At 71.1% G+C, this 11,734-nt stretch carries 15 protein-coding genes and 1 pseudogene; 7 read left to right on the forward strand and 9 right to left on the reverse strand.

Translation table 11 applies throughout. From position 1 onward, the window contains the following. Positions 1-121 precede the first annotated feature (121 nt). The 6 genes from QNO09_RS06190 to QNO09_RS06215 all read right to left on the reverse strand — a co-directional run bounded on the left by QNO09_RS06190 (position 122) and on the right by QNO09_RS06215 (position 5,056). Positions 122-577 (reverse strand): hypothetical protein, encoded by a 456-nt coding sequence (locus tag QNO09_RS06190; protein ID WP_283969025.1) that lies wholly within the window; start codon positions 575-577, stop codon positions 122-124. A gap of 192 nt (positions 578-769) precedes the next feature. Beyond that, positions 770-2,062, reverse strand: a complete 1,293-nt coding sequence (locus QNO09_RS06195) for a putative hexosyltransferase (RefSeq protein ID WP_283969026.1) — start codon at positions 2,060-2,062, stop codon at positions 770-772. Then, positions 2,059-3,333: a bifunctional glycosyltransferase family 2/GtrA family protein gene (locus QNO09_RS06200; protein ID WP_283969027.1), complete on the reverse strand. Its 1,275-nt coding sequence runs from the start codon at positions 3,331-3,333 to the stop codon at positions 2,059-2,061. Before QNO09_RS06200 ends, QNO09_RS06195 begins: the two co-directional genes overlap by 4 nt. Before the next feature lie 137 nt (positions 3,334-3,470). Next, positions 3,471-3,992: a cellulase gene (locus QNO09_RS06205; protein ID WP_283969028.1), complete on the reverse strand. Its 522-nt coding sequence runs from the start codon at positions 3,990-3,992 to the stop codon at positions 3,471-3,473. Positions 3,993-4,003: 11 nt separating this feature from the next. Next, positions 4,004-4,510, reverse strand: coding sequence for a SigE family RNA polymerase sigma factor (locus QNO09_RS06210; RefSeq protein WP_283969029.1), 507 nt, complete (start codon positions 4,508-4,510; stop codon positions 4,004-4,006). Positions 4,511-4,693: 183 nt separating this feature from the next. Next, positions 4,694-5,056 (reverse strand): DUF6479 family protein, encoded by a 363-nt coding sequence (locus QNO09_RS06215; RefSeq protein WP_283969030.1) that lies wholly within the window; start codon positions 5,054-5,056, stop codon positions 4,694-4,696. A 119-nt stretch (positions 5,057-5,175) separates the two neighbouring features. On the opposite strand from QNO09_RS06215, the gene QNO09_RS06220 reads away from it, so the two are divergent. Beyond that, positions 5,176-5,550, forward strand: coding sequence for a four-helix bundle copper-binding protein (locus tag QNO09_RS06220; RefSeq protein WP_283969031.1), 375 nt, complete (start codon positions 5,176-5,178; stop codon positions 5,548-5,550). 76 nt (positions 5,551-5,626) lie between these two features. After that, positions 5,627-6,805, forward strand: coding sequence for an acyl-CoA dehydrogenase family protein (locus QNO09_RS06225; protein WP_283969032.1), 1,179 nt, complete (start codon positions 5,627-5,629; stop codon positions 6,803-6,805). A 275-nt stretch (positions 6,806-7,080) separates the two neighbouring features. On the opposite strand, the gene QNO09_RS06230 is transcribed toward QNO09_RS06225, so the two are convergent. Beyond that, a complete protein-coding gene (locus QNO09_RS06230; protein WP_283969033.1) occupies positions 7,081-7,380 on the reverse strand; it encodes a hypothetical protein in 300 nt (99 codons plus the stop codon). A gap of 471 nt (positions 7,381-7,851) precedes the next feature. Then, positions 7,852-8,112, reverse strand: coding sequence for a hypothetical protein (locus tag QNO09_RS06235; RefSeq protein ID WP_283969034.1), 261 nt, complete (start codon positions 8,110-8,112; stop codon positions 7,852-7,854). Between the two features lie 61 nt (positions 8,113-8,173). On the opposite strand from QNO09_RS06235, the gene QNO09_RS06240 reads away from it, so the two are divergent. Both QNO09_RS06240 and QNO09_RS06245 read left to right on the forward strand, forming a co-directional pair. After that, entirely contained in the window at positions 8,174-8,827 is a 654-nt protein-coding gene (locus QNO09_RS06240; protein WP_283969035.1) for an SDR family oxidoreductase, read from the forward strand. A gap of 120 nt (positions 8,828-8,947) precedes the next feature. Beyond that, positions 8,948-9,625, forward strand: a complete 678-nt coding sequence (locus QNO09_RS06245) for a hypothetical protein (RefSeq protein ID WP_283969036.1) — start codon at positions 8,948-8,950, stop codon at positions 9,623-9,625. 128 nt (positions 9,626-9,753) lie between these two features. On the opposite strand, the gene QNO09_RS06250 is transcribed toward QNO09_RS06245, so the two are convergent. Continuing rightward, on the reverse strand, positions 9,754-10,281 hold the full coding sequence (locus tag QNO09_RS06250; RefSeq protein WP_283969037.1) for a DUF6448 family protein: 528 nt from the start codon (positions 10,279-10,281) through the stop codon (positions 9,754-9,756). A gap of 174 nt (positions 10,282-10,455) precedes the next feature. On the opposite strand from QNO09_RS06250, the gene QNO09_RS06255 reads away from it, so the two are divergent. From QNO09_RS06255 to pspAB, 3 genes and pseudogenes are all read left to right on the forward strand, one after another. Then, on the forward strand, positions 10,456-11,232 hold the full coding sequence (locus QNO09_RS06255; RefSeq protein WP_283969038.1) for a PspA/IM30 family protein: 777 nt from the start codon (positions 10,456-10,458) through the stop codon (positions 11,230-11,232). Next, positions 11,229-11,507, forward strand: a complete 279-nt coding sequence (gene pspAA, locus QNO09_RS06260) for a PspA-associated protein PspAA (RefSeq protein WP_283969039.1) — start codon at positions 11,229-11,231, stop codon at positions 11,505-11,507. Before QNO09_RS06255 ends, pspAA begins: the two co-directional genes overlap by 4 nt. Before the next feature lie 66 nt (positions 11,508-11,573). Continuing rightward, positions 11,574-11,734: pseudogene (gene pspAB, locus QNO09_RS39670) on the forward strand (PspA-associated protein PspAB); the annotation flags it as partial.

Consider the following 11,734-nt stretch of genomic DNA (forward strand, 5'->3'; position numbering starts at 1 on the left):
CCTCCCCCTTCGGTCTGCTTGCGCGTTCCTGCCTGCGGGGGGCCGCCCGGACGAGCGTCCAGAACCGGCCTGTGTGGCTCATCCTAGGCGGCGGGGCGCCACCATACCCCTCCTGCGGGGGCTATCGGGACGGCTGAGGGAAGGGGGATACGGAGGGGAGCGGTGTGGCGGTGGGCAGGCGCGCGGTCGCCCCCTCGACCTGCCGCACCGTGTCCTCGCCCGGCCGGTGGCCGGTGCCCGCGCCGGTGGACAGCTGGGACCAGGCACCCAGGGCCAGGGCGACGGCGGCCGCCGTGGCGGCGACCCGTCCCGCGCGCCGGACCTTGGCCCGGCGGTCCAGGTCACCCCATGCCACGCCGACCCGCGGGTCCTCCGGCTGCCACAGATCACCGACGGCGTGCGGGGGTTGGAGCCGCCGCCCCGCGGCCCGCTCGTCGGCGGAGGGTTCTCTGGGAGCGGAGACGCGTATGGCGGACTCGCTGTCGGTGAGGAACCTCAGCCACACCTCGTCGGGGACCGGGCGAACACCGGGCGGCTCGTGAGGAGTTCCCCGCCCGTCCGGCTCTTCGGTGGTCACGTCCCGTCATCCCCTCTCCGGCCGTCGGCCTGATCACTGCGCGGCGCGAGATCAGTATGCCGCCCGGGCACTGAAGCCGCCCCTCGTCGGATGCCGCACATCGCGTCCGAGACCGACCTGGAACGTGCCGCGGGGCGGGAGCGGCCGGCCGTGCTCCCGCCCCACGGGTCAGACCGCCGGCAGCCAGGCCGTCTACGGCACGCCCAGCTGGAACAGCACGTATCCCGCATACGACCCGGAGGCCAGAGCGGCCGTGCCGAGGACCGCGGCCAGGGACGGCCATCGGAGCCGGCGCATCGCGAGAGCGAGCGGCACGAACAGCGGGAAGAGCGGGAGCAGATAGCGCGAGACGTTGCCGAAGTACTGCTGGGTGGTCATCACCATGAGGTAGGAGAGGACGGTGTAGACGACGAGTACGGCCGCCGGGCGCAGCCGCAGCAGCAGCACCGTCAGCACCGGCACCATCAGCACCACGCAGACACCGATGACATCCTCGAAGGGCATCGCGAAGAGATAGTCGAAGTCGCCCACCGGGATGGAGGTCAGCACGTTGAACGTGTGGACTCCCCAGTCGAACTTGTGGGCCCAGGCGCCGTCCTGGAGCTTGGAGTAGCCGTTGATGTCGCCCATGCGCCAGTTGACCCAGGCGAGGTAGCCGAACAGGCCCAGCGGGGCGATGGCCACGGCGGCGAGCAGACGACGGACACTCGGGCGCGAGCCGCCCGGGTGCGAGGGATCGTCCCCACGCCGTAGCAGGGCAGCCGCAGCGGCGACGGCGAGGGCGGCGACCAGTGCCACGGCGGTGGGCCGGCAGAGCCCGGCCGCACAGGTCAGCAGGCCGGCGGTGAGCCAGCGGCGGGACATGACGGCGTGACAGGCCCAGGCGGCGAGCGCCGTGTAGAGCGACTCGGAGTACCCCGACCACTCCGTGCCGGAGCCGGGCCAGACCGCCCACAGCCCGGCCGCCACGAGACCCGCCCGGTGCCCGCCCAGGCGTCTCGCCACGGCGTGGATGCCGAGCGCGGCGGCGAAGGAAGCGACGACGGAGACCGTCATGCCGGCGCCGTAGAGGCCGAGTCCGGTGCACTCCGAGACCAGCCGCATCAGCGCCGGGTACAGCGGGAAGAACGCCGCCGAGTTGCCCTCCAGTGTGATCAGCCCCGTCGCTCCCGGGACCGGCTTCAGAGCGGGGTCGTAGCCGTGCGCGGCGATCTGCTGGTACCACCAGCCGTCCCAGCTGGCCAGAACGTCCCAGGCGTGCTCGCCGCCGCCGAAGCGCGGGTTCTTCTCCCGGAAGTCGCCCGTGGAGTCCAGCAGGTACATGAAGACGGCGAAGCCGGCCAGCTTCAGCACGCCGTACGTCAGCAGCACCGGCCCGTAGCGCACGGCGGCTGCGCGCAGCCGCGGCCGGAACTGCCGCTTCCCGCGCGGGACTTCGGGGATCTCGACGCCGGAGGGCGGGCGACGCAGCTGGACGGTGCTCATGCGGCGGAGTGTCCTGTCGTGCGGCGGGCCGGGAACACCCAGGCCCGCAAGAGGAGGAAGCGCAGCAGGGTCGCGGCCAGGTTGGCGGCGATCAGAGTCACCAGGTCGATCCGGTGCCCGGCGCCGGGAGCGGTGTGGTGCAGGACGGCCAGCGAGCCACTGGTCAGGGCCAGCCCGACCAGGAAGGCGGCGAGCCCCTTGAGGTGGTGGCGGAGTGCGCCGCCGCGACCCCGGACTTGGAAGGTGAGGCGCCGGTTGGCCGCCGTGTTGGCGATCGCGCTGGCGAACAGGGCGAGGGCGTTGGCGGCCTGCGCTCCCGCCGCGGGTCTGAGCGCGGTGTACAGCAGCAGGTGGCACAGGGTGCTGGCGGCACCGACGGCGGCGAAACGCACCACCTGCCGGGCCAGGCCCGCGGGCAGTTCCCCGTCGAGGTCGCCGCCGCTGCGGCGCAGCGCGGTCAGCGGCAGCCTGCCACAGGCCAGCGCCCGGCCGAGCCTGGCCATGCCCCGCAGATCCGCGAGCGCCGTGGACAGGAGGTGGACCCGGCTGTCGGGGTCGTCCACCCAGTCCACCGGCACCTCGTGGATCCGCAGCCCCGCGCGCTCGGCGATGACCAGCAGCTCGGTGTCGAAGAACCACTCGCGGTCCTGCACCAGTGGCAGCAGCCGCTCGGCGACGTCCCGCCGTACCGCCTTGAACCCGCACTGCGCGTCGGAGAAGCCCACCGCGAGGGTGCCGCGCAGCAGCCCGTTGTAGCAGCGGGAGATGATCTCCCGCTTCGGTCCGCGCACCACCCGCGCACCACGGGCCAGCCGGGTGCCGATGGCGATGTCCGAGTGGCCGGAGATCAGCGGCGCGACCAGCGGCAGCAGCGCGGCCAGGTCGGTGGACAGGTCCACGTCCAGGTAGGCCAGAACGGGCGCGTCGGAACGCGACCAGGCGGTGTGCAGTGCACGGCCCCGGCCCTTCTCGGCCAGCCGGATCCAGTGCGTGCCGGGCAGTTCGGCGGCCAGCCGTGCGGCGATCAGCGGGGTGCGGTCGGTACTGGCGTTGTCGGCGACGATGATGCGGAAGGCGTAGGGGAAGCTCTCCGCGAGGTGCGCGTGCAGGCGCCGGACGCAGGGCTCCAGGTCGTTCTCCTCGTTGTGCACGGGAACCACCACCTCCAGGACGGGGTCCGGATGGTGTGCGGGCAGAGGGGCCCGGCGCGGCAGCGCGGACGGCTCGGAGATCGGGCGGTCGATCAGGGCCGACCGCCGTAGGGTGCGCATGGCTGTTTCACGATCTCTTTCTGGCGCGGGCAAGCCCGGGTGCCGGTTTCGGGCATGGCGAAGTCGCCCCTGGCGGGTGGTGCGGGAAGTGCGAGTTCGGGGCGAGGAGCCCCTGACGGGAAGGGCCGCTCAGGCGGCTACTCGGTGGACGCCGACGCGGAGGGCTTCTCGGACTCCGGCGCGGACGCAGGGGCCGTCGTCGGTGTCGGGGAGGGCGGAGGCGTGGGCGGTGCCGAAACGGTCCGGCTCTCGGAGGCCCGGGCGGTCGGCGTGGAGTCGGCCGGTGCGCTCGTCGCCCCGGAGGGGGTGACGCCGCCGGTCGTGGTCGCGGGCTGGGTGGTCGCGGGCTGGTCGGTCGGCGTCGAACTCGGTGCGGAGGGCTCGGTCGTCGGCATCCTGTCCGGCGAGGTCGTCGGGTTCGTCGCCGGCTGTGGCCGGTGATCGGCGGGCTGGGCCCGGGTGAGCATGCCGGGCAGCAGGGCCAGCCCGGCACTGAGCCCCACCACCGCCACGGCGGAGCCGCCCGCCCTCCACAGCAGCCGCGACCGGCGGCGGGCCCGGATGCCCGCATGCAGCCGCTGCCGGTGCGCGGGCTCGTAGGGGGCGGGCTGCCGGGTGTCGCGCATCAGCCGCGACAGGTGCCGCTCGAAGTCGTCCATCTGTTCTCCTCTCACCCCACGGGCCTGGCGGCGTCGGACAGGATCTGGCGGAGCCGGGCGACTCCGCGGGAGGCGTGGGACCGGGCGGTGCCCACCGGGCAGCCCAGCGCCTCGGCGACCTGCGCCTCGGGCAGGTCCTCGTAGTAGCGCAGCACCACCGCCGCCCGCTGCTTCGGCGACAGCTGGGCCAGCGCCGCCTCGAGCCGCGACCGCTCCGCGACGGCGGACGACATGTCGCCGGGGTCGGCCCGGTCGGGGAGCCGCTCCACCGGGCGCTCGCCCCACCAGCGCCGCCGCGCCGAGCGGGCCGCCAGCCGTACCAGCACGGTGCGGACGTACGCCTCCGGAGCCTGCTCGGCGACCTTCGGCCAGGCGAACCACAGCTTGACCAAGGCCTCCTGCACCAGATCCTCGGCACGCTGCCGGTCGCCCCCCGTGAGCAGACGTGCGACATGGAGCAGCGCCGACCAACGGGCGGCCGCGAACTCGTCGAAGCCGTCCGCCCCCACCTGCTCCATCCTCACCGTCCCGCGTCTCTGTGGCCCCCTACACCTCTCCAAAGACGCTGGACCCCGCCGCACGCTGCAGTGGAAACCTGTGATCCACCTCACCTCCGTGGACCCGGCCGCGGGCATGCGGAAGGGCCCGTGCACAGGCACGGGCCCTTCCGTTCGGCTGCCGGGCCGGCCGGCGTCCTGGGCTCAGCCGCCCGGGCCGCCGCTGCCGAAGGAACCGCTGCTGCCGTCGTTCCAGCGAGGACGCTCCTGCGACGGGTTCGTCCGGTCGCTCATGTTGCCGTGCCCCTTCAGCTGGTGCGGGGTCAGGCGGTCCTCGCTCCTGGGAAGCTCCTCGGGCTCCCGGCGCTCACTCGTCTCGCGAACCGGCCCCCCGTCGGGCAGTCGCGGCTGCTCGTCCGGACGCGGTGTGGGCAGTTCCCTGCGCTTGACGCGGACGCCGAGGACGAAGGCCCCCAACAGCAGGGCCACGACCACCACACCCGCCACGATCAGCCCGATGCCGACGGCGCCACGGCCCGCGGCCATCTCCATCCATGCGCTATTCATGGCACGCGGGTACCCCTGGTCCCCTCCGTGAACCCGCTGGACGCAGGCGGCCGCCGCGCCGGACGGAACCCTTGGGAACACCGGGTTTGACCGGCATCGACCGGGGCTACCCGCGCGGTGTGACTTCGACGACATCCCAGCAGGAGCTGTTCCGGTTCCTGGAGGACCGTTTCGCCTGTGCGCAGGCGTGCACCGAGTGTGCGCGGGCCTGCGCGCTGCGCGCGAGCCTCGTGGATCCCGACGGCACCGAGAATCAGGAACTCGTACGGCGCAAGGGCATCATGTGCGCGGAGGTCTGCGACGCGACCTGCCGTGTGCTGTCCGAGCAGAACCAGGCGGACGAGAGCAGCATCCGGATCCAGGTGGAGTGGTGCCGGACCGTGTGCCTGGAGGCCGCCCACGTCTTCGACCGACAACCAGGAGCGGAGGACTCGGCGGCGGCATGCCGGGCATGCGCACGCGCGTGCACGGACTTCCTCGCCACCCTGAACTGACAACGCCATTCACAATTTCTGAAACACGTTCTACGGTGTGCGCCGACAGGACCGGCCTTGGGAGCCTGGAGGCGCCGTGCACCTCGAATACACGCCCGAGCAGCAGCGGCTGCGCACCGAACTGCGGTCCTACTTCGCCGAACTGGTCCCGGACCACAGGTACGCCCGGACCGGCGCCCCGGCCGACCAGAAGCGGTTCTACCGCGAGACCATCCGGCGGCTGGGCAGGGACGGCTGGCTCGGTGTGGGCTGGCCGACCGAGTACGGCGGACGCGGCCTGACGGCCATGGAGCAGTTCATCTTCTTCGACGAGGCCGCCCAGGCCGGCGTCCCGCTGCCGCTCATGGCGCTGAACACCGTCGGCCCGACGATCATGCAGTACGGCACCGACGAGCAGAAGGCGTACTTCCTGCCGAGGATCCTCTCCGGCGAGATCGACTTCGCCATCGGCTACAGCGAGCCCGGCGCGGGCACCGACCTGGCGTCCCTGCGCACCAAGGCGGTCCGCCGGGGCGACGAGTACGTCGTCGACGGCCAGAAGATCTGGACCACCAACGGCGACACGGCCGACTGGGTGTGGCTGGCCGTGCGCACCGACCCGGACGCCCCGCCGCACCAGGGCATCACCATGCTCCTGGTGCCGACCTCCGACCCCGGCTACTCCTGCACCCTGATCAACACCCTCGCCTCCCACGACACCACCGCCACCTACTACCAGAACGTTCGCGTCCCCGTCTCCCGCCGGGTCGGCGCCGAGAACCAGGGATGGCGGCTGATCACCAACCAGCTCAACCACGAGCGCGTGACCCTGGCCGCCCACGGCACCATGGCGATCCGCGCCCTGCACGACGTGTGGCGTTGGGCGACGGAGACCAAACTCGCCGACGGCCGCCGCGTGGTCGACCTTTCCTGGGTGCGCCGCCTCCTGGCCCGCACCCACGCCCGGCTGGACGCGCTGAAACTGCTGAACTGGCAGATGGTCGGCGCGGTCCAGGACGGCACCCTCACCCCGCAGGACGCCTCGGCCGTCAAGGTCTACGGCTCCGAGGCCCGCCGCGACGCCTACGCCTGGCTCATGGAGATCGTCGCGGCCCCCGGCGCCCTGAAGGACGGCTCGGCCGGCGCGGTCCTGCACGGCGAACTGGAACGCGGCTACCGCTCGGCCGTGATCTTCACCTTCGGCGGCGGCAACAACGAGATCCAGCGGGAGATCATCTCCTGGATCGGACTGGGGATGCCGAGGGTACGGCGCTGACGGGATGTGTGACGAGGTTTTTTGGTCGGCACAAAAGAGGGGTAGTTGGCACCAAGATCACGAGCCGTTCAGAGGTGTTGGCGCATCACCTCGATGCATGTGGCTCGGGCCGCGTTCGATCGGTCCCGGGGATACGGGATTCCGAGGTTCGTGCCGCTGTCGGTGGTGATCGGTGGTCGCTGCCAGGCGAGGCTCATCTGCGCGCCGGCTTCCGCTCGCGCCGTGGCCACGAGGGTTGCGTACGGGCCCGCGACGGTTGTGGCCTCGATCTGGAGTCATGCCTGGTGGAAGGCCATTCGCGCCAGCAGACTACTGACCTCGTCGGTGAGCTGCTGTCGTATGGCGGACGAGGACTCGGGGCGGCGTCGTATGCGGTACGGCATCTCCAGGTACTCTTCGACCGCCGTCAGGGCCTCGGCGAAGGTTTTGGCCCGGCGTTCCCTTCGTACGGCCCGCTGGTTGAGGGCGTAGGTCAGGAAGGCGCCGAAGAGGGCGATGCACGGGACGATCAGTGCTGCTGTCTCGGCCCAGGTCCATTCGTCGCCCGTCGCCTGTCCCGCCGCGAAGACCTCCACGCACCACTCCCCGGCATGCCGTGAGGCGCAGGCTCCACCAACCACCGGCCGCCGTGCTCACCGCCGGTGAGCCGCCAGTAGTGTTCGAGGAACAAGTGTGTGCGGATTATCTCGATGAGGTCCAGAAGGCCCTTGGCGCTGGTCCAGCGTCGCTCTGGAGGGTCGAGCGGGTGCCAGAGGCAGAGGGCGCCGTCGCGGGAATAGCGGTGCTTCGACGAAGCTCCCGGTTTGGCGTGCACCCGCGGGAAGTCCCGGGGATCTTGGCCGTAGGTCGCATAAGGCGGGTTCTCGTAGAAGCGCACCTTGACGTTGACCGGGGCGGGTTCACCTATGACGTCGAGTCCGGACAGTTCGTACGTCAAGGAGCCGCGGTGGTACGTGTGACGGAGAGCGGAGCCGAATCGTCGGCGAGCGTCTCGTTCGAGCGGCGCCCACCAGGCAGGTTGGACCCCGTACCAGACCGGCATGGCGTCAGATTCCCCAGGCGCGGGTCGGAGTGACGAGTCCGACGGCGAGGCCCAGACCAGTGGCGGCCGTCCCGCCCGCGCCAACGGCCATCGGGAGACGAGCGGCCTCTTCCTCCGTGGAGTCCGCGTCCGGGATGAGGTCCGGGAGGACCTGATGCAGGGCGTGCTGAGCGCTGGGTGGGCGTCCGTCCTTCTCATGCTCGATCGCGAGGTCGATGTAGTCGCGGGCCGTGCACAGCCGCTTGTGTACCTCGCGGCGCGGCATGTTCAGAGGAATGGCGCCGGCCACACCGGCCGGGTCCGGCGTTGGTCCCTGGGGCGCAGCCGTGGTAGTCGCCGATGTCCTCGACGCCGAGGGGGAGAAGCTGGCGGCGGAACTCGGTGGCCCAGCCCGCTACGCGCACCTGGACGTCAGCACCGAGGACGGCTGGCAGACGGTCGTCGCGGAGACGGAGCGGGACCTCGGCCCAGTCTCGGTGCTGGTCAACAACGCCGGGATCCTCGAGTGGGGGACCGTCGAGGAGCAGAGCCTCGAATCCTTCCGGAGGGTCATCGACGTCAACGTCCAGGGCGCCTGGCTGGGCATGCGAACGGCAGCACCATCTCTTCGCCGGGCCGGCGGAGGCGTGATCGTGAACATCTCCTCGATCGCCGGCCTCACCGGCTACGCCGGCATCGGAGCGTATGTGACCTGCAAGTGGGCCCTGCGCGGGCTGACCAAGGCCGCAGCTCTGGAACTGGCCCCGGACGGGATCCGTGTCTGCTCGGTCCATCCCGGTGCGGTGCGCACAGCGATGACGGCCGACTTCGACGACTCGTTCACCGCCGGCCAGCCCCTCCCGCGGTTCGGTGAACCCGAGGAAGTCGCCCGTATGGTCCTCTTCATCGCCACCGAGGCCACCTTCTCGACCGGCGTGGAGTTCGTCCTGGACGGCGGTGTCACCGCCGGCCCGCCCACCGCCCTGACTCCCGCCGAATGAGCCTGAGACGCCGACGACGTGCCGTTCGTGAAGTGACGCCACGCAGATGAGGTCGGGCTTCGGGGTCGGCGGTGCCGAGTTCCTGTGGTGGGACTGACAGGGAGCTGCGAGGCTGAAGACATGAGCGAGCACCGGCCCGGGGCCGGGCGACGCCCACTCGGTGTGGCGGCCGCCATGCTGGCCCTGTACGCCGTCTTCCTGCGGCCACGGGTGCTGACCTGGGGCACGACACACGACGAAGCCGACCGCAGCCTCCCCGGCGATGGCCTCATCCCCGATGCCGACGGCACCTCGACCATGGCCACGACCCTGCCGGCGCCGCCCGAAGAGGTCTGGCCCTGGCTGGCACAGATGGGCTGCAACCGCGGCGGCTGGTACAGCTGGGACCGCCTGGACAACGGCGGACGCCCCAGCGCGGAACGCATCGTCCCGGAGTGGCAGCACCTGGAGCAGGACCAGCACCTGGACGCCCTGCCGAGCGGCGACGCCTGGTTCACCGTCGCGGTCCTGGAACCGGAGCGGACCCTGGTGCTGCGCTCGCAGACGAAACTCCCCTCGGGACGCCCCTTCGACGTGCGGTACGAGCCGCTGCCCAAGGCGTACATCGACTCGATATGGGGCTTCCACCTCCGGCCGGAGCCCGGCGGAAGGACCCGCCTCATCGTCCGCGCGAGCGGTCGCAGCCGCCCGCGGCCCCTCACCCGGACCATGGACATGCTGTTCTGGGAGCCCGCTCACCTGATCATGCAAACCCGCCAGTTCCGCAACCTGCGCACGCGTGTCAGTGCGACGGCCTGAATGCGGGGAGGACGCAGTGGCAGCGCAACCGAGGAACGACCTCGCGCCGGTCCTCGTGGGACAGGCGATACGCGCGCCGTCCTCTGCGCCGGACTTCACACGGCAGGCGGGTCCGGACTGTCGTTTCGTCAGGAGTGCCGGGTTGGTGCGTGCGGGACGGCGATCGCCTGTTTGTACACGTGGTGCGCCCACACCTGCACGCCGAGGCTGGCCTCCACGAATGCGCGGGCGGCAGCCACCCCCTCCGCGGCATGCTTCTTGAGCGCCATGGCCCGGCCGTGACGCTCTTCGACCTGCTCACGGATGATCCCGCAGAGTGCCTCGGTCAATTCGTCCGTGGAGCCGACGTCGAGGGCATGCTCAGCAACCGGGATCACCGGCCCGACATCGAGCCCGGCCGGCTTCAGCCCCGTGAAGGGTGCGCCTTCTCCGGAGCGGTGTACGCGGACGACCGTCTCGAAGAACCAGCGGTCGGCCACTTCCTGCGCCTCCCGGCCGAACGTGCGCGCCTTGGCTGTGAGACTGAACGCCTCACGGACCTCTCGTTCCCCTTCTTCGGGCACGTAGGGCAGGATCTGGTCGACATCCCTGCCCTCCAGGGCTTTACGCGCGGCCGTGACGACGGGACCGTCAAGAGAATCACAGTGCGGTGGCATCGCCGGTCACCTCCTTTGCGGCTCACCTCCATCATCGACCCGCCAGGCGCGAGCGGGAGAGTGACGACCGCCGACCGGTTTGCGGCCCGGACCACGTCGCCGGAGTCTGGAAGTGCCCCGCAGACGAGGCATGGCTTGGCTGATTCCTCATCGATCGAGAGGAGGCAGGCCGCTATGACCAGCATCGCCCACCGCATAGCCGCCCTGTTCCGGATCAAGGCGAACAAGGCCCTGGACAAGGCCGAAGACCCGCGCGAGGTCCTGGACTACTCCTATACCCAGCAGCAGGAGATGCTGCAGAAGGTACGACGCGGTGTGGCGGACGTGGCCACCAGCCGCAAGCGCATCGATCTGCAGATCAACCAGTTGCGCCAGTCCGGCGGCAAGCTGGAGGGCCAGGCCCAGCAGGCGCTCGCCGCCGGGCGCGAGGACCTCGCCCGCGAAGCCCTGAGCCGGCGCACCGCCGTGGCCTCCCAGCTCACGGACCTCCAGACCCAGCAGGCAACGCTGCAGGCCGAGGAGGAGAAACTCACCCTGGCCTCACAGCGCCTCCAGGCGAAGGTGGACACCTTCCGCATCAGCAAGGAGACCATCAAGGCCCGCTACACCGCGGCCGAGGCCCAGACCCGCATCACCGAGGCCGTCACCGGCATCGGCGAGGAGATGGGCGATGTCGGCCTGGCCATGCAGCGCGCCGAGGACAAGACCGAGCAACTACAGGCCCGTGCCGGTGCGTTGGATGAACTGCTCGCTTCCGGCGCCCTGGAGGACGCCACCCTCCCCGCCGGCCGCGACGACATCCAGGCCGAACTCGAACGCGTCACCGCGGGCCAGGACGTGGACAGGGAACTGGCCCGGATGAAAGCCCAGCTCCCCGCGTCCGCCACCCCGCCGGCCGTAGAAGGCAAGAGCGCCGAGCAGGGCCCGCCGGACCAGGAGGGGACATCATGATCATGCGGATTCTCGGCGAGGGCCAGTACGAGATCACGGAAGATCACCTCGACCGGCTCAACGAGCTGGATGCCGCTCTGCAGTCCGCGGCCGACGCCGACGACGACATGCTGTTCGCCACCGCCCTGTCGGCGCTGCTGGACGCGGTACGCAGCTATGGCACGCCCCTGCCGGCCGAGACGATCACGCCGTCCGACCTGGTCTTGCCCGACGAGCACACCAGCCTCACACAGGTGCGGGAGCTGCTCTCCGACGAGGGCCTCATCCCGGGGTGACGGCGATGCGCGGCCGATTGGAGCCCAACCGTCAGCTCACCGCCCGGCCTCTGATGGGCCTGCCCCAAGGCGGCCATCGGCTTCACCCCGACCGGAGCGGGTTCGGTCCGTTCGCCGGCATCGACGGCGGTACCTTCGCTGAAGACCAGCAGGACGTACGGGACCTGCTGGACGCCGACCCCGAACGCAGCGATATATCCGTGGAATTCAGTCGCGACGACTACGGC

This window comes from Streptomyces sp. 378 (assembly GCF_030124145.1).
Taxonomy (GTDB): Bacteria; Actinomycetota; Actinomycetes; order Streptomycetales; family Streptomycetaceae; genus Streptomyces.